The organism is Thermogemmatispora argillosa, assembly GCF_059696725.1.
Window position 1 is genome coordinate 5,171,161 of the sequence record NZ_AP019377.1, and the last position, 19,649, is coordinate 5,190,809.

The 19,649-nt window shown below is 59.0% G+C and carries 17 protein-coding genes; 13 read left to right on the forward strand and 4 right to left on the reverse strand.

Features of this window, described 5'->3' with window-relative positions; all coding sequences use genetic code 11:
* Window positions 1–21: 21 nt before the first annotated feature.
* The 4 genes from AC6H1L_RS20175 to AC6H1L_RS20190 all read right to left on the reverse strand — a co-directional run bounded on the left by AC6H1L_RS20175 (window position 22) and on the right by AC6H1L_RS20190 (window position 3,366).
* Complete coding sequence (locus tag AC6H1L_RS20175) at window positions 22–282, reverse strand: hypothetical protein (protein ID WP_497599247.1); 261 nt, start codon at window positions 280–282, stop codon at window positions 22–24.
* A 31-nt stretch (window positions 283–313) separates the two neighbouring features.
* A complete protein-coding gene (locus AC6H1L_RS20180; RefSeq protein WP_497599248.1) occupies window positions 314–1,600 on the reverse strand; it encodes an outer membrane protein assembly factor BamB family protein in 1,287 nt (428 codons plus the stop codon).
* Window positions 1,597–1,953: a hypothetical protein gene (locus AC6H1L_RS20185; protein WP_497599249.1), complete on the reverse strand. Its 357-nt coding sequence runs from the start codon at window positions 1,951–1,953 to the stop codon at window positions 1,597–1,599. The genes AC6H1L_RS20180 and AC6H1L_RS20185 overlap by 4 nt, the downstream gene beginning before the upstream one ends.
* Before the next feature lie 225 nt (window positions 1,954–2,178).
* On the reverse strand, window positions 2,179–3,366 hold the full coding sequence (locus AC6H1L_RS20190) for an acetyl-CoA C-acetyltransferase (RefSeq protein WP_497599250.1): 1,188 nt from the start codon (window positions 3,364–3,366) through the stop codon (window positions 2,179–2,181).
* Window positions 3,367–4,093: 727 nt separating this feature from the next.
* Here AC6H1L_RS20190 and AC6H1L_RS20195 point away from each other — a divergent pair.
* The 13 genes from AC6H1L_RS20195 to AC6H1L_RS20255 all read left to right on the forward strand — a co-directional run bounded on the left by AC6H1L_RS20195 (window position 4,094) and on the right by AC6H1L_RS20255 (window position 19,189).
* Window positions 4,094–4,681 carry an acetate uptake transporter gene (locus AC6H1L_RS20195; protein ID WP_497599251.1) on the forward strand — a complete coding sequence of 196 codons (588 nt, stop codon included), beginning with the start codon at window positions 4,094–4,096 and terminating at the stop codon, window positions 4,679–4,681.
* Between the two features lie 454 nt (window positions 4,682–5,135).
* Window positions 5,136–7,205: an arginine--tRNA ligase gene (locus tag AC6H1L_RS20200; RefSeq protein ID WP_497599252.1), complete on the forward strand. Its 2,070-nt coding sequence runs from the start codon at window positions 5,136–5,138 to the stop codon at window positions 7,203–7,205.
* A 56-nt stretch (window positions 7,206–7,261) separates the two neighbouring features.
* On the forward strand, window positions 7,262–8,164 hold the full coding sequence (locus tag AC6H1L_RS20205; protein ID WP_497599253.1) for an LLM class F420-dependent oxidoreductase: 903 nt from the start codon (window positions 7,262–7,264) through the stop codon (window positions 8,162–8,164).
* 533 nt (window positions 8,165–8,697) lie between these two features.
* Complete coding sequence (locus tag AC6H1L_RS20210; protein WP_497599254.1) at window positions 8,698–9,828, forward strand: GTPase; 1,131 nt, start codon at window positions 8,698–8,700, stop codon at window positions 9,826–9,828.
* A 168-nt stretch (window positions 9,829–9,996) separates the two neighbouring features.
* Window positions 9,997–10,782, forward strand: a complete 786-nt coding sequence (locus tag AC6H1L_RS20215) for a hypothetical protein (protein ID WP_497599255.1) — start codon at window positions 9,997–9,999, stop codon at window positions 10,780–10,782.
* A 170-nt stretch (window positions 10,783–10,952) separates the two neighbouring features.
* On the forward strand, window positions 10,953–11,873 hold the full coding sequence (locus AC6H1L_RS20220; RefSeq protein ID WP_497599256.1) for a prephenate dehydrogenase: 921 nt from the start codon (window positions 10,953–10,955) through the stop codon (window positions 11,871–11,873).
* Window positions 11,874–12,329: 456 nt separating this feature from the next.
* On the forward strand, window positions 12,330–13,277 hold the full coding sequence (locus tag AC6H1L_RS20225) for a VOC family protein (protein WP_497599257.1): 948 nt from the start codon (window positions 12,330–12,332) through the stop codon (window positions 13,275–13,277).
* A gap of 5 nt (window positions 13,278–13,282) precedes the next feature.
* Window positions 13,283–13,930 carry a GntR family transcriptional regulator gene (locus AC6H1L_RS20230; protein WP_497599258.1) on the forward strand — a complete coding sequence of 216 codons (648 nt, stop codon included), beginning with the start codon at window positions 13,283–13,285 and terminating at the stop codon, window positions 13,928–13,930.
* Between the two features lie 159 nt (window positions 13,931–14,089).
* Window positions 14,090–15,007 carry a DUF6282 family protein gene (locus AC6H1L_RS20235; RefSeq protein WP_497599259.1) on the forward strand — a complete coding sequence of 306 codons (918 nt, stop codon included), beginning with the start codon at window positions 14,090–14,092 and terminating at the stop codon, window positions 15,005–15,007.
* A 158-nt stretch (window positions 15,008–15,165) separates the two neighbouring features.
* The gene (locus AC6H1L_RS20240) at window positions 15,166–15,891 is read left to right on the forward strand and encodes a PIG-L deacetylase family protein (RefSeq protein ID WP_497601577.1); all 726 of its coding nucleotides are present in this window, start codon (window positions 15,166–15,168) and stop codon (window positions 15,889–15,891) included.
* Window positions 15,888–16,586: a 4-carboxy-4-hydroxy-2-oxoadipate aldolase/oxaloacetate decarboxylase gene (locus tag AC6H1L_RS20245; RefSeq protein WP_497599260.1), complete on the forward strand. Its 699-nt coding sequence runs from the start codon at window positions 15,888–15,890 to the stop codon at window positions 16,584–16,586. The genes AC6H1L_RS20240 and AC6H1L_RS20245 overlap by 4 nt, the downstream gene beginning before the upstream one ends.
* A 3-nt stretch (window positions 16,587–16,589) precedes the next feature.
* Window positions 16,590–17,486 carry a DUF1932 domain-containing protein gene (locus tag AC6H1L_RS20250; RefSeq protein WP_497599261.1) on the forward strand — a complete coding sequence of 299 codons (897 nt, stop codon included), beginning with the start codon at window positions 16,590–16,592 and terminating at the stop codon, window positions 17,484–17,486.
* Between the two features lie 434 nt (window positions 17,487–17,920).
* Window positions 17,921–19,189, forward strand: coding sequence for an MFS transporter (locus AC6H1L_RS20255; RefSeq protein WP_497599262.1), 1,269 nt, complete (start codon window positions 17,921–17,923; stop codon window positions 19,187–19,189).
* Window positions 19,190–19,649 lie beyond the last annotated feature (460 nt).

A 19,649-nucleotide genomic window follows, 5' to 3' on the forward strand; every position in this document is an offset into this window, starting at 1 on the left:
AGCGCGACTAGCGTGGACCAGTTAGAGCAGAAAGAAAGAAAGAGACAGGGCCTGGGTGCAGTCGTTAGGGCCGAGGCCACCGACCACAAGATCAAAGCCCTCCAGGCTGGCGCGCTCGACCAGCAGAAAGTGTCGGCTGGCGGCAACCCTGGCAGGTGTGAACGGCTCAAAGGCACCATTGGTCGCCAACCTGGCAGGACAAAGGCCATCCCAGCCTGCGGCATGCCGGGCAGAGGCCTTGTGTGACCAGCAGCCGCCTGCGTGAGCTGGCGGAGTGGTCACAGTCCATACAGCTCTCCCTATCGAGCAGAAGCTACTCAGCCAACAAGAGCGACCAGCGCAACTGCCCGCTGCGGCCATCGAGAGCGGCCAGCTTTCCGCTAGAGGTGCTGACATAGAGCTGCGGTGGATTGGTCTGCATCAGGGCCAGATCTGTGATATTGTCACTGAAGCCTGTCCGCCAACGAAGCTGCCCGCTAGTGCCATCAAGAGCCAGCACCGTGCTACCGCTCACAATAACGTACAGCATTGTGCCATGCGGCTGCGCACTGATCACCCCCTCGCCAGGATAGCGCTGCTGCCAGAGCGGTTGACCATCGCTGGCTGAGAGGGCCATGAGCTGTGCCTGCGGCCGATCCTGACGCTCCAGAGCCAGATAGAACTTGCCATTGTGCTCCTGAGCAAAGATAGCCAGAGAGAGCCCCTGGTTAACGGAGCGCTGCCAGAGCAACTGACCCTTGTTGTTATTGTCGAGGGCCAAGAGCAGAGTCACATCGCTGCCATAGGAATTGCCGGGCACCGCCTGAGACAGATCTGTCAGCGCATACAACCTGCTACCGTCGCGGCTGAGAAACAAGTTGATCAACTGGCCCGGCATGATAGACTGCCAGAGCTGTGCGCCGCTCCGGCTATCCACTGCCCAGAGCTGCGTTTCCGGCAGAGACGCGCTGGTCCTCTGAGCATCCGTGGCCAGGTAGAGTCGACCTTGCTCCTCCATGATAGGTCTCAAAAAACCCGGGAGCATCTGGCTCCAGAGAAGCTGGCCATCGGCTGGTCTCAACGCAAGCAACTGAGTTCCTGGCTGCATCTCTCCCCCCAGAGGGAGGACCGCCACCACCTGATCACCCACTAGTACCCCACTCAGTGAGAGGGGAAGAGTCTGCCGCCACAGAACCTGGCCGGTTCTGGCCTCCAAGGCCTCTACCAGCGATATTGATTTCAGCAAGCGGACAAGGTAGAGCTTCCCACCAACAAGCGTATTCGCAAAGAAGAGGCCTTCCTCTATCCGCTGCCAGAGGAGATGCCCGTCGCTGGCGCGCACAGCTGCTACAATTGTCCCAACCCTGGAGCCAGGAATACAAGGAAGGCTGAGATTCGACGTTACTCCAGGAGAAGCGGCGAAGCAAGAGCTGCTGATATAGACCACTCCATTGGCAACAAAAGGCGCAGAAGGTGAGAACTGGGAAGCCGCCACCGGCAAGATGTAACGCCAAAGGAGACGTCCATCGTGAGCCTGGATGGCAGAGAGTACGCCATTGCTGGAAAAAGCGTAGAGCCTATCGCCGCTGGCTGTCAGCAGAAGGCTTTGCTGGCTTGTCAAGAGGGCACCGACTCGGAGCTAACAGTCCCAGACAGGGAGCCTGATCCCAACGAGACTACATTTCTCAAAAGGGGGAACACAACAGTCACAAGCAGTATCAACACCGCCAGTCCCAGAGCGCTGCCTAACAACCGTCGACGAGTGCGAGCCTCCTCCCACCAGCGTAACCAGAAGAGCGGCCCGCGCGAGGCACCTGGCAGAGGAATAAGTCGCGGCTGATCGGCTGTAGTAGACGACTCCGGCTCTGCAGCTCCGGCCTCCGACTCATTGGCCGAAGAAGAAGCCCGCGAATCTCCCGAAGAACCAGAAGAGGACGAATCTGCGGAAAAGAAACGATGATATAACTCGTACATAGTCCTGCTGTCTCCTCTGCTCTTTACTGGCTAGAGTGAAGTCTGTCGAACATCCTCCACTATTACAAAAAGCGCCCACTAAGCGCTTTGTCTCAGGCTCTCTAGCTACTCGTGAAAGCCACGGGGCTAGAGAGCCTGAACCCGCGATTCTGGCTTGTTTCAGCTAAGGATCGAGAACGAGACAGCAGGACGATCTACGCCCATACGTCTGTGCCACGGGAGGAGTTAGGAAACATTCTCGAAAACAGCGGCAATACCCTGGCCGCCGCCAATACAAAGCGAGGCCACGCCATACTTCAGATGATGACGGCGCAACTCGTGAAGCAAAGTGATAGTCAAACGAGCGCCGCTGGCGGCCAACGGGTGGCCAATAGAAATGCCCCCACCGTTCACATTGGTCTTCTCGCGAGGCAGACCTAGCTCCTTCTCCACGGCCAGATACTGGGCCGCAAAGGCCTCATTCACCTCTATACGGTCCATATCCTCCAGACGCAGATCAGCCCGCTTCAGCGCCTGACGAATAGCCGGAGCCGGACCAATGCCCATAATCTCGGGGGGCACACCGACCACACTCCACGAGACCAGGCGAGCCATCGGCTGCAGATGATGGCGCTTCACAGCCTCCTCGGTCGCCAGCACCACGCACGCCCCGGCATCGTTGATCCCGCTCGCGTTACCGGCAGTGACCACACCCCCCTCTCGGAAGCGGGCAGGCAGCTTAGCCAGAGCCTCCATCGACGTATCGCGAATGCCTTCATCCTGGCTAAACTCCACCAGATTGCCCTTGCGATCCCGTACCGGGACCGGCACAATCTCCTCTGCCAACCAGCCGGCCTGCTGAGCGCGCCGCGCCGCCACCTGACTGCGCAGCGCATAAGCATCGACCTCCTCGCGCGTCAGCCCGTAGCGCTCAGCCAGATTCTCTGCCGTAATGGCCATACCGCAGCCGATATACGTATCGATCAAAGCCTCCCAGAGGCTATCTTCAAGCTGCGGGGCCTGACCCAGCTTAAACCCGAAGCGGGCACCGCGAATCACATGAGGAGCCTGAGTCATATTCTCCGCCCCACCGGCTAGCGCGATCTCACCCTCGCCAAGGAGCAAGAGCTGAGCCGCGCTCACAATCGCCTGCAGGCCCGAACCACACAAGCGATTGACCGTCAAAGCAGGCACCTCGATCGGAAGACCAGCCTTTAAGGCAATATGGCGCGCAAAATAGATGGCGTCCTTGCTCGTCTGCAGCACGTTTCCCATCACGACCTGATCAACCAGCGCCGGCTCCACTTTACTCCGTCGCAGCGCCTCCCTGGCGGCAATCACCCCCAGATCGATCGCACTAATCTCTGAAAGCGAACCTTGCAAGACACCGACCGGGGTACGGGCTCCTGCGATAATAAAGATATCTTGCGGCATCGAAACACCTCTTCTTTGATGGTGAAGGAAAGCCAGCTCCTATACTCACTAGCGCGCCATCGCAACAAGGACGCAGGCCAGAGCCAAAAAGAGAGCCTGCAAGCAAGCGCGCTCACGCTTGCCAGTGTACCATATTGGCAGGCTCGTGCCCAGACCGTCAAGGCGTCCAGGGCAGTGCAAAAGCCCGCCGCTCCGCGGCGACGGGCCAAGCAAGCCTGTCAGCAAAGTTCTCACCTCTCGCCATCTTTCCTGGTATGTATAGCCTGCTTCCGGCCTTGAGCGAGGCGAGGCACTTGCTGAGCAGACAGCTAGAGCCAGTCTAGCTCTTAGAAGGCTATAGAACCATGTTCCGTCAGGCCGCGAAATGTGTTATAATAATCACGTACACCACTCCTCTGATGCGGCCATAATTACTGAGCAGTACCAACTGCAGAAAGGGGGATGCTGAGCGCCGATCTCATCCATAAATAGGTATATGCCTGCTTACTTATGGAGGCGAGCGGACAAGCTCGCGAGAGAGGGCGCTGATCAACGAGCGCGAGGCAGATCGAAGGTTTTGCAACATCGGGTGGTGGCGACCTCCTACCTGGCGGGTAACAGGCAGAGTCGCCTGTGGAAAGTGCGGGCCCGGGCAAGGCGATACCACTAAGCTGAATGCCCGGAACCGGCGAACAAGGCACGCTGTGCCTCACTATCAAAAAATCTCAACAGAAAGGTGGGAACGTCAATGGCCCAGATTGCAGCAGAGCGCAGCGAACCCGCTGCCGCCGCAGTTGCTAATCCTGCTCCACTCGGCCTGGCCGCATTCGCCCTGACCACATTCGTTCTCAGCATCGTCAATACTGGTCTTGTCGCCAAAAATGGTCTCAATGATGTTATTGGTCTGGCGCTCTTCTATGGCGGCCTGGCGCAGTTCTTGGCCGGCATGTGGGAATTTCGCAACCGCAACACCCTTGGAGCAACAGCCTTCTCGACCTATGGTGCCTTCTGGCTGGCGTTTGGCTTTACCGTCTGGCAGAAGCTGATAGTGGAAGGGCCTATTCTGGGCTGGTTCATGCTGGCCTGGGGGCTGATCACGCTGCTCTTCTTCCTGAGCGCCCTGCGCACCGATCTGGCCCTGATGGCCGTGCTCTTCTTCCTCTTCCTCACCTTTGTCGTATTGGGCATCGCTGAGTTCAGCGGCAACTCATTGATCACCAACGTGGGTGGCTGGCTCGGCATCGTAACCGCCCTGCTGGCCTGGTATCGGTCCTGGGCAGGTATCCTGGAGAGCGGTCAGGGGCCATTCCGCCTGCCGGTTGGGCCAATGTCCTAGCGAACGGGCTGGCTGGCTGGCTCACCTCCACACGCCAGCTCTCCAAGGTGAGACTCATTGAAGGCTCGCAACAGAGGCAGAATGGTGTCGGCGTGGCAGGTCACTCTCCTGTCACGCCCCTTTGTCTCCAAACTCACGGTCATACTCCCTTGCTTGGAGATTCATACTACTCCCGGCCTCGCTGGTAGCTAATCTGGCCCAGGCCGTCGCGCCGCCTTCATGCTGACCTGTCGCACCTTCATTCCCTGCACTTTTCCCCCCCTCTGAACTAGAGGACGTCGTTTGCAGGCTGTCTCTCTCCCTGAAGAGAGGGCAGATCAGCGGCAGGCGAACCGCTCCCCCGGGCCTTGACCGGGCGAGAGAGCTACGCTATAGTGTAACGCAAACGTTGCACTTACGGGAAACCCCAACTTTATTCTACTCATCCGTGTTGCGGATTGTTTAGTGAGGCCGTATGACAACAAGCACAGAGGCACAGGAAACCGCCGAAGCGGCACCGAGAGATCTCCATGAGTATCTCAGCACACTGGTTAGAGAAGCGGCGAGGAACTACCTGGCCCGGGAACAAATCAATTATCCTGTTGAGGAACTCCCCATCGACCTGGGCTTCTCTGCCCAGGCCAGCTTCGGGGACTACTCCGTCCCGCTTATGTCGTGGGCCGCGAAAAATCGCCTGGGACGACCACCGTTGGCTATCGCCGAAGCCCTGGCCGACTATCTGCGTTCGCTAAACCTGCCAACCCTCCAGGAAGTCACGGCCACGCGTCCGGGTTATCTGAATTTCCGCCTCAATCGTCCGCTCGTGAGCCGTGACATCATGGTGCGCGTCCTGGAAGCCGGCCCTGATTTTGGGCAGAGCGAGATAGGAGTGGGCACCAAGATCGTTGTCGAGCATACGAATATCAACAGCAATAAAGCGGCTCATGTTGGCCATCTGCGCAACTCGTGCCTGGGTGATACTCTGGTGCGTATGCTGCGGACCCAGGGCTACCAGGTTGAGGCGCAAAACTACATCGACGACACAGGAGTCCAGGTGGCTGATGTTGTGGTCGGCTTCTCGCTCCTCAAAGAAGGGCGGCTGCACCTTCCCGAAGGCGATGAACCGCTGCCGGGTGAGCCATTCGACTACTACTGCTCGCGCGTCTATGTCGCCGTAGGCAAGGCTTACGATGAACAGCCGGAGCTGCTGGAGAGACGCCGTGCTGTGCTGCAGGCTATTGAACGCGGCAGTGAGGCAGGAGGGAGTCAGGCGGAAGGAGAAACCGATTACGCCGCCCTGGCAGCCGATATCTCCCAGCGCATTGTTCAGGCCCACCTCAAAACCATGTCCCGACTTAACATCTCCTACGACCTGCTCACCTGGGAGTCGGCTATTCTCCACAGTGGCCTCTGGAAGAAGACTTTTGAGGTCCTGAAGAATCGCGGCCTGCTGCGGCGTCCCGAGAGTGGCAAGCTGGCCGGATGCTGGATTCTGCCCTTTGGCGACAGTGAAGCCCAGGACGAAGAGAGCGAGCATACGCTAGACAAAGTGCTTGTCAAGAGCGACGGGACGGCGACCTATACCGCCAAAGATATCGCCTACCAGCTCTGGAAGTTTGGCCTGACCGATGATCCGGCCTTCGATGTGCATTTTACCTTTGTTCCCTGGGGCCGCCAGCATGACGGGCGCCTGCTCTGGACGATGCGCACGCCGACGCACCAGCAGGAGACAAACAGCGAGGGTGATCCTCTGCGCTTTGGCCATGCTCAGCGCGTCATCAATGTCATTGATGTGCGCCAGTCCTATGCTCAGCAGGTAGTCTATGAGAGCCTGCGCCGCCTGGGCTACGAGGAGCAGGCCAAAAACTCGACCCATCTGGCGTACGAGATTGTAACGCTCTCCGCTGCGACAGCCGCCAGTCTGGGCGTCGATACCTCTGATGGGCGCGAGTTCTATCCTATGTCGGGGCGTAAGGGTATCGAGATCAAGGCCGATGACCTGATCAATGCCGCCATCGCCCGCATGAAGGAGGTCAAACCCGACCTGCCCGATGAAACAGCGGCCATTCTGGGAGCCTCGGCGATTCGCTACTTTATGATCCGCTATAGCCTGCAGCAGGTGATTGCCCTCGATATGGAGGAAGTGCTCCGGCCAACTGGGGACACAGGCGTCTACCTCCAGTATGCCTACGCGCGCGCTAACAGTATCCTGCGCCGCCTGCAGGAGAGCGGCTATGAGGTTCCCGAAAGGCTGGAGGAGCTGCCGCCCGCCCTGGAGCAAAGTGAGTGGGAGCTGCTACGTCACATTGATGCCTATCCACGTCGCCTGGCGGAGGCCACGCGCCATCTGGCTCCAAATCTGTTGGCCGCCTACGCCTACGACCTGGCCGCCCACTTCAGCGATTTCTACGAGCATACGCCGCCCATTGTCAAAGAAGAGGATCAGCGCGTCAAGGCCTTCCGCGCCTGGATTGTGCGGACCACAGCCCAGGTCATGAATAATGTTCTGCGCACGCTGGGCTTCATTCCGCTAGAGCGCGTCTGACCCGAAGAGCGAGCACGAGCCGAACAAGTAAGTATGAAGCCAGAAGAGCCGAGACAATGACTGAGAGAAGGGGCAGGCTGCGCTTCGGTATCAAAACAGCGCAGCAGTTTGTGAGCTATGCGGAGATCTTGCGAGTCTGGCAGGAAGCTGATGCCCAGCCAGCCTTCGAACATGCCTGGCTCTTCGATCAGTTTATCCCGCTAGGGCCGGAGGAGCAGAGTCAAGGCCCGATTCTGGAGGGCTGGACCCTACTAACGGCCCTGGCGGCGCAGACGCAACGGCTGCGTTTGGGGTTAATGGTGGCTGGCAATACCTACCGTCACCCCGCGCTGTTGGCGAAGATGGGCGCAACGCTAGACCTGATCTCGGGTGGACGGCTTGACTTCGGGCTAGGGGCTGCCTGGTTTGAGCGCGAGCACCGGGCCTATGGCCTGCCGTTCTACTCAACCGGCGAGCGCATCCGGCGCCTGGGAGAAGCCTGCGAAGTCATCAAACGGCTCTGGACGGAGCCGCGCGTTACCTTTGAGGGAACCTACTATCGCCTATACGAGGCACCGTGTGAGCCAAAGCCGCAGCAGCGACCCCATCCGCCCTTTATTATTGGTGGTAGCGGCGAGCGCTTGACCCTGCGCGTCGTTGCGCGCTATGCCTCGGTCTGGAACTATAATGGCAGCGATGTCGAGGAATTTCGCCGTAAGCAGGCTGTGCTAGATGCGCACTGTGCCGCTCTCGGGCGCAACCCTCGCGAGATCGAGCGCTCGATTCAGATCCCTGTTGATCTCACACGCCCGCTGGCGGCGCTCCGTGCAACAGTGCAAACCTTTATCGAGGCTGGGGCTACCCACTTGATTCTGAACCTGCGCCCTCCCTATGCGCCGGATCTCATCGCGCGCCTGGCCGAGGAGGTTGTCCTGCCCCTGCAAGAGGAGGAAGGAGCCAAGCCACTGAGGGATAACTGAGGGATAGCGGCGCGGGTCTGAGACCTGAAGGCTTGGGCTGGCCTTGCTTGGCTGGCTGCTGAGGTGCTGCCTCCCTCTGCTTGTCTGCTGCTCGCCTCCGCTGCTGCTGGCAAAGCTGGCCAGAGTGCGTCTCTTTACCTGTGCCATCTGCGTGGTAGCAAGTGAAGAGGGAACGACGTGGGAGGGCAAAGAGCTGCGACCAAGGTGAGCGTGAGCTGATCCCCACCTGGCTCACAGATCAGCTGACATCATGCGACACAGGGGTCAACTGGCCGTGCAGCCGACTGATATGGGGCCTGGCGGTTGCCTCACCTGGGCGCAAGAGCTATAATGGTTACGAAAAGCGGCATTGCTGAGGTCGCAGCTTTTCTTTCATTGAGGCACGAATAGCACAGGGAAGGACGACGCGCGTGGCCCAGAAAAAATCAATTTCCTCAGCGAGCGAGGAAACGACGAAAAAGAATATTGTGGAGCAACTGCTCCCGCGAGCTTTTCAAAAGAGCAACCGCCCGAAAAACATACGCGAGCTGGGCGTGAACGTTCTCAAGAATTTACCGGCCAATCTGGCTCTCATGCAGGCTTTCATGCGAGCAGTCAATTGGAAGCAGGCCCATGAGGAAGTGATGGCCGGGCTCAGCAACACGGTGGTCATCGTCGGGCGGCCCAATGCCGGCAAGAGCACCCTCTTTAACAAGATCATGGGAAAGAATATCTCCCTGGTGTCGCCCGAAGCCGGAACCACTCGCACGCTCGTACCTGCCGAATTTGGTCCATTCACCCTTATCGATACGCCGGGCCATCTGCCCGAAATTACGCGGGGAGCGCTAGAGCAAGCGAGTGTCATTGTCCTCTTGCTGGACGGCGTCCGCGGTCTCCAGGTAGAGGACCGCGAGCTGTACAATGACATCAAGGCCTTGAACAAGCCCATCGTCATCGCGGTGAACAAAATCGACGCCCTGCCAAGCGGACTGGATGGTGATCGCCTGGCGACCGAGATTGCTGTCCGTCTGGGAGTAGCCGGCGTGATACCGATCTCGGCCCAAAGCGGCCAGAATATTGCCGAGGAGCTGCTGCCTGCCATCATTGAAGCCAGCCCCGAAGCGGCCCTTGTCATTGGGCGAGAGCTACCGGCCTTTCGGCGCAGTGCGGCCCAGCGCATTATTCGCAATGCCACGCTTCTCAGCCTGGCCGCTGGGCTTGAGCCGGTGCCCTTTATTGATATCCCCATCATCTTAGGAACACAGGTGCGCCTCGTGCTGCGACTGGCGGCGCTCTATGGCGAACCGATCTCCTCAAGCGAAGCAATGCGCCATGCTCGGGAGCTAGTGCTGACGATGGCGGGAGGGGCTGGCCTCCGCTACCTGGCGGAGCAGGCTGCCAAAGCGGTACCCATTGGTGGCGACCTGGTCGCCGGGGCAATCGCGGCGGCTGGAACATGGGCTATCGGTCAGGTGGCGTTGGAATACTATGATAGCGGTAAACGCCTGACCCCCCGGCGTCTCCGTCAGCTCTATCAGGAATTCTATCGGCGTTTCCGCCGAGAGAAGACCGCTGAGGAGCTACAGCGCTACGTCAGTGAGGCAAAAGACGAACGACTTTTGCCGGAAGGGAAGGAGCCGGCAGCGTCCTCCAGCGCAAGAGCAGAGCCGGGTCAGACCGAGTAAAGCGAGAGGGAGGCAGAAGGAAAGCGCTGGCGCGCTCTCGGTCGACCCGTACTCATCTCACCGCAACGGGGCAGCAATTGGTGGCATCCTGCCGACTGAGCGAACCAGGAGCCTGAAGTCTCAGGGTCCCTGGCCTGGTAGAAGACTACAACGAGAAGAAAGAAGATCATGTCATTCCCCTATGAGCGTTATCGGACACTGCTGGATAGCTTTCTGCTCTACTATCCGCGGGGGTATGAGCAGCAAGCGCAGCACCTCCTGCTAAAACTCAATCGGGCGGCAGAAGAGCTAGGGCGCCTGCTCAATCTGCCGCTGCCGGAGCTGGAGATCATCCTGGTCGCGCCGACTGACTGGGAGAAAGTGCCTCATGATGAGGATCTGGGGAAGGCACAGACCCGGCTGCCCTATTTTACCAATGCGACTGAGCCGCCCTCGCTAGTCGTGCCGACGCAGCTTGACCCCATCATTGGCGAACCGACAGCCGAGAAGTTGGCCTTTCTCCTCTACCATGAGCTGGCCTATGCGTTTTTGGAGCAAGACCCGCGTCCCTGGCCGGAGGACTATCCGCTCTGGGCCGATGAATGGCAGCTACAATTTGCCGCACTCTGGCTCTCCCATCGCCTCGATGGGCAGCAGGACGTGGTCAATCGCGACCTGCATGAGCTGTACGCAGAAATTTTCCTTGCGGAGGATGATGGTAAGACGCCGGTCACCATTCGCAGCTTCAGCTGGGATGAGGAGACCTCGGCGGAGGACTACCTGTGCTTCGATCTGCTGTTAGAGCGCTTTGCTCTTGACCTCCTGAAGCGCGCTGGCCCCGAGGTCCTGCCGCGCTTTTTGCGCGAGTATCGCAAGGAGCAGCGAGCCTTGCTCAGCGATGAAGTCACCGCCATGCTGGGGGCTGCCATTGGCCCCGATGGGGTGGCGTGGCTGGAAAGCTTGCCGTACTTTTAGCTAGCCCATCCACAGCTGACTCGCTGGCTAGCCTGCCCACCCGCGAGCAAGCGCCGCCTCCTCCCGACGCTGTCAACATCGCAGTCGCTCCCGTAGTTTCGGCTTCATAATTCATATATACATTATTGGAGAGTACTGTCATTTTTGCTGCACTAACGTGAGGATGGTCTATGTTTCAGCGCATAGCGATCGTTGGATTAGGATTAATAGGCGGCTCCATCGGCCTGGCCCTCCACCGAGCGCGGGCGGCTCAAGAGGTGACCGGCTATGACCTGGGACGCGGTGTCTGCGAGCGCGCTCGCCGGGTAGGGGCCATAGACCAGGCATATGACTCGCTGGCTGATGCCGTGCGCGGTGCCGAGCTGGTGGTCCTGGCGACCCCTGTGGGGGCGATGCGCGCCCTCTTACAGCAGTTGGCCGGCTGCGTGACCCCCGGAACAGTCATCACCGATGTAGCCAGCACCAAGGCCCAGGTCATTAGTTGGGCGGAGGAGTTTCTGCCCGAGACAGTCTCGTTTGTCGGCGGGCATCCAATGACCGGGAAAGAGGTCAGCGGGGTCGAGGCTGCCGATGCCAGCCTCTTCCAGGGGCGCATCTATTGCCTGACGCCGACAGCGCGTACACGCCCAAGCGCCGTCAATAAGGTGGCCAGCTTTGTGGAGGCCTTGGGGGCTCGCCTTCGCTTCCTCGAACCGGCAGAGCATGATGGTCAGGTCGCTTATGTCAGCCACCTGCCCTTTGTGGCAGCGATCGCGCTGATGACCACTGCCGCCGAGGCCCCGTCGTGGGGCGATGCCGCCTTGCTGGCTTCCAGCGGCTTTCGTGATATGACACGCCTGGCTGCTGGCAGCCCCGAGATGTATCGCGATATTTGCTTGACGAATAGCGAAGCTCTGGTGCGCAGCCTCAATGAGTATCTGCTGACGCTCACGCGCTTGCGCGATCGGATCGCGGCCCGTGATCCCCACCTGAATGAGATCTTCGCTCGTGCTCAGGAGTTGCGCCTGCAGTGGCAAACTGCCTTTGCCACGACCAATGCGCCCGGCTCGCAGCATAACGGGCCTGGCCACAATTCAGCGTCGGGCAGCTAGCCCCTCGCTGACCGCCTCAAACTCGCCCTTCAAGCGGGGGACAGTGCACCCCGACTTGACATAACAGCACCAAATATGGTATACTGTTACTACAAGCGAGGAGCAGCGCCGGAAAAAAGGCGCGCTCCTCGGCGATGGCTTATGCCGTACAACATTCTTTCTTTTTTGTGCGAAAATTGTTAACAATTTTGTTGTCATAATTGACGGACAGAGAGCATGGTCTGCAAACTGGTGACGGCGAAGAGGTGGCGGAGTGGCTCGCGATGGGTCCCCAGCGAGCCGTGGGAGCGGGCTTCTGCTCAGAGCGCGAGATAAGTTTATGTCCGGCTCATGATTGTCAACAATTTTGTTGACAAGATAGTTGACAGCTTTGTGCTGGGCAAGGTAGCCTGGCGTGCACGCTCTACAGCGCAGTGATCGGGAGGCGTGACCCGCAACAAAGGAGGTGCCTGAGCCATGTCTGAAGCGCTCTGCTTTGACATTGCTCACCTGGGGCATGTTGAGCTATTGACTCCTAGCTTTGACGAAAGCCTCTGGTTTTTTGTCGAAGTACTGGGCATGGAAGAAGTCGCCCGGCTTGGACGCTCAGCCTATTTACGCTGTTGGGGCGACTACGAACAGTACTCACTCAAACTAACCGCGCATGAGCATGCCGGGGTTGGTCACACAGCGCTGCGGGCGATGAGTCCGGAGGCGCTAGAGCGGCGCGTAGCTGCACTCGAGCAAGGGGGCTTTCGCGGAACATGGATTGAAGGAGACCTCGGTCATGGCCGGGCCTATCAGTTTCGGGGCCCCGATGGTCATCTTCTGGAACTCTACTATGAAACCGAATACTATCAACCCCCCACCCATCTACGTCCTGCCCTCAAGAACCAGCCTCAGAAACTGACCGGGCGAGGAGTTGGGGTCAAGACCCTTGATCATGTGAACTTCCTTTCATCCGATGCCGAGGCTGATGGCGAATTCGTCGAGCGCTATCTTGGCCTGCGCCTGACGGAGCAGATCCGCCTCAACAATGGTCGGCGCCCAGGATTGTGGTACCGTGCCACCAACAAATCCTACGACCTGGTCTACACGCAAGATGCGACCGGGGCCAAGGGGCGCCTGCATCACATTGCCTTTCATGTGGAATCCAACGAACTGATCTGGCGAGCGGCCAATCTCTTTGTTGACCACGGCGTCTTCATTGAATTTGCCCCCAGCAAGCACGCTATCAACCAGACTTACTTTGTCTACGTCTATGAGCCTGGCCAAAACCGCATCGAAGTCTGCTCAGGTGGCTACCTGGTACTGGCTCCCGACTGGCAGCCCATCACCTGGACAGAGGAAGAGCGTGCACGTGGTCAAGCCTGGGGGAACAAGACGGTAGAGACCTTCCATACCTATGGTACACCGGTGGTTTGAGGAAGATGGGAACTCAGCTCTTGAATGAACAGGCCTGCTATGAGCGTCTGCGCGACTGGATCATTGACGGCACGCTCCAACCCAATGAGCGCCTGATTGAACTGGACTTAGCGGCGCGCCTGGGAACGGGACGCGCTACCATTCGTACAGTGTTAGCCCGTCTGGAACAAGAAGGCCTGGTAGTGCGCGAGCCGAACCGCGGGGCGCGCGTCCGCTTTGTCTCTCATGAGGAGGCCCTGGAAATCCTGGAGGCGCGTACCGCAATAGAATCGCTGCTGGCCCGTTTCGCCGCGATGCGGGCCCAACCTGAAGACGTGGCCCAAATGCGTGATCTCCTGGCGCAGATGCGAGCCTGTATTGAACAGGGCGACCTCGTCTCCTACTCAGCTCTCAATACCGCTTTGCATCGGGCGATTGCCGAGGCCGCCCGTCACCGTACAGCGGCCAGGTTGCTAGAGACGCTTGGCTCACAGAGCGTGCGCTATCAGTATCGCACGATTCTGGCGCCCGGTCGACCAGCAACCTCGTTAGCTGAACACGCAGCAGTGGTCGATGCCATTGCCGCTCATGATCCTGACGCTGCGGAGCAGGCCATGCGCGCCCACCTTTCAGGAGTATGCGAGACCCTACGGCGCTTGAAGCCTGGTCCCTGATGGCCTGCCCAGAGAGCGCCAGGCTGCGCTGGCAGGCAAGGAGCAAACACGTAGCCAGGTAACCTGGCGCTTGGGCAGGGCCTACCGACAGACAGGGCTATCAAGAGAAGTTCTGTTATCACTACTAGTCCAAGCAAGCCACAGAGGAGAGTGAAGCGATTGATTACCGAAGAGCGTGAGGATCTCATTCGCTTGTTGGCTGGCGCCATTGATATCCACCTGCATATTGAACCGGATCTGATTGAGCGCAGCACCGATGATCTGTCACTGGCTCGCGAATTTGTCGCCCTGGGCTGGCGCGGCTTTGTCTTGAAATCGCATTACTTTCCGACTGTAGAACGGGCCAAGGTCGTATCTACAGCCGTTCCGGGGGCCCAGGTCTTTGGCGCTGTGGCTCTGAATCACGCTGTTGGTGGCTTCAATCCGGTGGCGGTTGATATCGCCGGGCGAGCCGGTACACGTATTGTCTGGCTGCCCACCGTCGACGCGGCCAACGAGGCCCCGGAGAAGCAGATGGCCCGTGGTGAGCGACTCTTGCCATTTTGGACCCGTATCCAAGCAGAAATTCGGGCCAAAGGCTGGGCTCCCGAGCCGCTCAGCGTCTTTGACGAAGAGGGGCATCTCCGACCAGAGGTGTGGGCCTGCCTCGCCCGTGTAGCCGAGTATGACATGGTGTTAGCTACAGGGCATTTGGCGCGAGATGAAATCTTCGCCGTGGTGGCGGCTGCACGCGAGAGCGGCATCAAGCGCATAGTGATCACTCACGCTCTTTTCCCTTCGCAGGCCCTATCTATTGAGGATCAGCGGCGTCTAGCCGACATGGGCGCCTATATTGAAGGCTGCTATACCACCTTCTACACCAACAAATGCCCGTGGGAAACGCTCTTCGCTGCCATTCGCGCTGTTGGTCCAGAGAGGACCGTCCTCTCATCCGATCTTGGCCAGCGCTCTAACCCGCCAGTTACCGCCGGCCTTCTCGACTTTGCCGCTCGCCTGCTTGCGGCTGGCTTCACGCGCCGTGAAGTACAGCGCATGCTCGTAGAGAACCCGGCCCGGCTGGTTGCAGGTGAGGCATGACGGTGATCACCGTCGCTGGCTGACTGGCTGGCCTATCCCCTGCTCTTGCCGGGGACAGAACTAGGAGAACGTTGGGCAAATCAGAATTTAAGCGTAGATGCAGTGAATAATGAGTAGTCGAACGAATTCTTGAATTGAGCGAGGAGAGCGTGTCGATGATGACTAAGGCTGCAGATCCTGGAACCTTGCTGGTGGTGAGTGCCCATGCTGCCGATTTTGTCTGGCGTGCTGGGGGAGCCATTGCCCTCTATGCCGAGCGTAGCTGGCGTGTGCGGGTGCTCTGTCTCTCCTTTGGGGAGCGAGGAGAGTCAGCCCGCTTATGGCAGGAAGGCAAGACCCTAGACGAGATCAAGGCGATCCGCCGTACTGAAGCCGAGCGTGCCGCGGCGGTTCTTGGGGCTGAGATACGCTTCTTTGACGCGGGTGATTATCCTCTTGACGTAACGCCCGAGCTACGTGACGCCCTCGTTCAAGAGTTTCGCCAATATCGACCTGACATCATCTTGACCCATTCTCTGCAAGACCCTTACAACACCGATCACCCGCGTGCGACTCAGCTCGTACTAGAAAGCCGCATTCTTGCTCAGGCGCATGGCTACCCCTCGCCCTATCCCGTCATCGGGGCCCCACAAGTTTTTCTCTATGAGCCGCACCAGCCCGAGCAATGCGGCTTTCGCATCGATCTGTTACTAGACATCACGCCAGTTTTCGAGAAAAAGCGCCAGGCGATGGAATGCATGGCGGCACAAGAGCACCTTTGGGCCTACTACACCGACGTCGCCAAGCGGCGTGGCGTCCAAGCAGGACGCAACTCCGGTCAGCGCGTCGTCTATGCAGAGGCCTATCAGCGGGTCTACCCCACAGTGGGAGGTGAATTCGTATGAGGCAGCCTGTCGTCGTCACAGACGTGCCGCGTCCAGAGGCGGCGCTTGTCGAGCAACTGGCCGCCTATGGTGTCGCCACTGTCCATGAAGCCCTCGGCAAAGAGGGGCTGTTACAGCCCTATCTGCGTCCCATCTATCCCGAAGCGCGTGTAGCAGGGGTAGCCGTCACCGTCCTTTGTCCTCCTGGTGACAACCTCATGGTACATGCCGCCATTGAAGTCTGTCAGCCTGGGGATGTACTGGTTGTAGCCACAGAGGCTCCTTCGACAGATGGCATGTTCGGCGAGCTGCTGGCCACTTCGGCGCGAGCGCATGGAGTAGTCGGCCTGGTGATCGATGCCGGCGTACGCGATGTAGCAACGCTGAGCGCCATGCGCTTTCCCGTCTGGTCGCGCGCGATCTCTGCCCGTGGGACCGTCAAAGAAACGCCCGGGGCTGTGAATATACCGGTCGTCTGTGGAGGGGCGCTCATCAAGCCAGGCGATGTCATTCTGGGTGATGCCGATGGAGTCGTCTGTATCCCTCGGCAGATGCTGGCTCAGACCATTGCTCAAGCTGCGGCCCGCACTGCCAGAGAAAATGCCACGCGGGAGCGTCTTGCCGCTGGCGAGCTGGGATTAGACCTCTACGGTTTGCGCAGCAAGCTCAAGGCTCTTGGCGTCACCTATGTGCGCTATGACGAGTGGGAGGGCTAGGCTATGCGCCTTGGGTTTCTTGGCTTTGGAGAAGCTGCATCTGCAATTGCGGCGGGACTGGCCGAGGAAGGCATGGGGGAGCTATTTGCCTATGATATCGCCAGCGGTCAGGCGCTCTCTGAGCGAGCGGCCCGCTGTGGGGTATCTCTCGTAGGAAGCCTGGCCGAACTGGCCGCCTGTGCTGATCTGATTCTCTCGCTGGTCACAGCGCGTGTTGCCCTGCCGGTAGCGCGTGAGATCGCGCCCTACCTGCGTGCCGGGACTCTCTATGCTGATCTCAATTCCTGTGGGCCGCGCGTCAAGGCAGAAATCGGGCAGGTGATGGCCCAACTCGCGCCCGCCGCCATCTACGCCAGTGTCGCTATCATGTCCGCGGTACCGCCATTGCGGCACCGCGTTCCGCTTGTCGCCGATGGCCCCGGGGCCACACGTCTGCGCGAAGCTCTGGCGCCCTATGGCATGAACATTGAGATTGTCGAGGGGCCGCCAGGAGCAGCGGCTACGCTGAAGATGTGTCGCAGCGTTGTGCTCAAAGGCATGGAAGCCCTCTTTCTCGAAGCGCTACTGGCCGCTGAAAAGGCGGGGGTCACCGAGCAGCTACTAGCCTCGCTCAATGCCTCTTTCTCCGATAGGCCCCTGGGTGACCTCGGCCTCTATCTACTTGAGCGTCATCGGCGCCATGCTCAGCGGCGAGCAGATGAACTAGAGGAAGCGGCAGCGACTCTGGCTGATTGGGCCATTGAGCCTCTGGTTGCCGCGGGGGCGGCCCGGCGCTTGCGCTGGTCTGCTGAGCGCTTAACCAGGTTAGCCGCTCAAGGGGAGAGCGAGATTGTAGCTGGAGAGGAAAGAGAGAGTCATCAAGGGTACCGTCTCCTTTTACGTCAACTCAACACGACCTGAGCAGAGGAGGTGTCATGTAAGAGCAATCAGAGCCTGGCCGTAGTAGAGAAGGCAACCTGCTAACGAGGCCTGCGACTGAGAGGCGTGACCAAGGGAGCCGGCGACGTCGCTGTCGCTGCACAGCCTCCAGCCTGTGGGCAGAGGGCAAGCTTTTCTGTGATCGCTGGGCTGATCACCTGCCTCAATGCTGAGAGTGGTGCGGCAGATCGGGCCAAGCAACGGAAGCGGTGCACCGTCCGATCCGGTAGAGGCAAAGCGTGCCTCGTTGGGTGTCCGAACGACCGATGACAGATCAACCAGAGTGACTGGCTGTTACCAGCTCTGCTTGATCGATAGGGGTATGCTCGGAGCCGTATCGCGCGGTGTATCAGGAGTTTGTGCGTAGCGTCAAGCGAACAAGCGAACGAGCAGACAAGAAAAAGGAGTTTGCAGGTATGGCTTCGCCGGAGAAGAGATCCTTTTTCCGCTATGAGAACGGGGTCGTTCTCATGATGTTCTTCACCTTCGGCTTTGTCTTTATGGAGCGGCTCAGCATTGTCTACCTTTTCCCCTTCATCGCTCCCGACCTGAAGCTAAACAATGCTGAGATTGGCCTGATCGCCTCCGTGCTTGCTGTTTGCTGGGCGATCTCGGGCTTTATCTTTGGCTCGATCTCCGACCTGGTAGGCTCGCGGAAGAAAGTGCTGTTGCCCATTACGCTCGCCTTCTCGCTTTTCTCGTTCCTCTCGGGTCTAGCTCGCAACTTTTGGCAAATGATCCTTGTGCGTGGCCTCATGGGGGTCTCGGAGGGGCCGGTATTGCCGCTGGCGCAGGCCAGCGTGATTGCTGCTTCCTCTCCAGAACGCCGTGGTTTCAACCTCGGCTTTGTCCAAAGCTCGTTAGGGCTGATTGGCTCGTTTCTGACACCGATCATTGTCACTCAGATTGCCGTCCACTATTCGTGGCATGAGGCCTTCTATCTGGTAGGTGTGCCCGGCCTGATCATGTTCTTCGTGCTCCTCAAGTGGATGCGCGAGCCAGGTCGCGGGACCTCTCAGGAGGCTGAGGCAGTCGCGCATACAAAGGTACGCCTGGCAGACATCGGGGCTGTTTTCCGCCATCGCAACATGTGGTTTTGTGTGTTGATTGCCATTTCCTCTATGACTTGGCTCTTTGCCTTTACTACCTTTGCCCCGACCTTTCTGACGGAGGTCAGTCACTACTCACCCGATGAGATGGGTCTGATCATGTCCGCGGTAGGTTTGGGTACCTTTGTCTGGGGCTTCGTCGGCCCGGCCATCTCCGATCGTCTCGGTCGCAAGCCAACCCTGATCCTCTTTGCCTTCGTGGCCTGCCTGTCTCCCATCTGTCTGGCCCTATTGCGGGCCCCAGTAGGCGCCATGATGGTCGTTGCCTTCCTGACAACCGTTGGTCAGGCCGTCTTCCCGCTCTTCCTGGTCATTATCCCAGGTGAGTCTTTGCCGTATCGGCTGGTGGCCAGTGCCGTCGGACTGACCCAATTCATTGGCGAGCTGGTAGGTGGTACTTTTGCCCCCTGGCTCGGTGGTGTGGCGGCAGATCATTGGGGCCTGGTAGCGCCCATGTGGATAGCTGCCGTGGGGATGCTCATTAGCGCGTTACTGGCCTTCGGTCTCAAGGAAACGGCACCGGCCAAGGTAGGACGTGGAACAGTGGAGACTCAGGAAATCGTGACCACAGCCTGATCCCGTTGCTGGCTTCCTTTGCCTCCCTCTTTGTCAAAAGCGAGTCCTTTTCTGGGACTCGCTTCCCTTTTTGGGGGAATTTTTGAAAAAGTGATCCCTACCCTCTTGACAGCCGGCCCCGGCTGTGAGATAATCTCACTCGCCTCGCGGGAAAGAGATAACAAAGACAGCGAGGCCACTCAGCGAAAGCTTGTGATCCTGCTCATCGCTGGTGGGCTGCCTCAGTCTAATCGTGGTAGCCAGTGCCAGTCACCTTCTGTTCCCAGATACCCCAGGTGGTGGGGGAGTTTGCCCTCATCTGCGGGAAAAGGGAGGCAGCTTCTGGCAGGGTTATGGCTTGCGGGTGAGTCAGGTAGTGTACCTTGACAATTGAAGAGTGGAAAACAGCAGAGGCGGATGTGCTGTGTTCGCCGCTGACGGATCGCTACAGTGGAGTCGACCTCTTGTTGGGGAGGCTCTC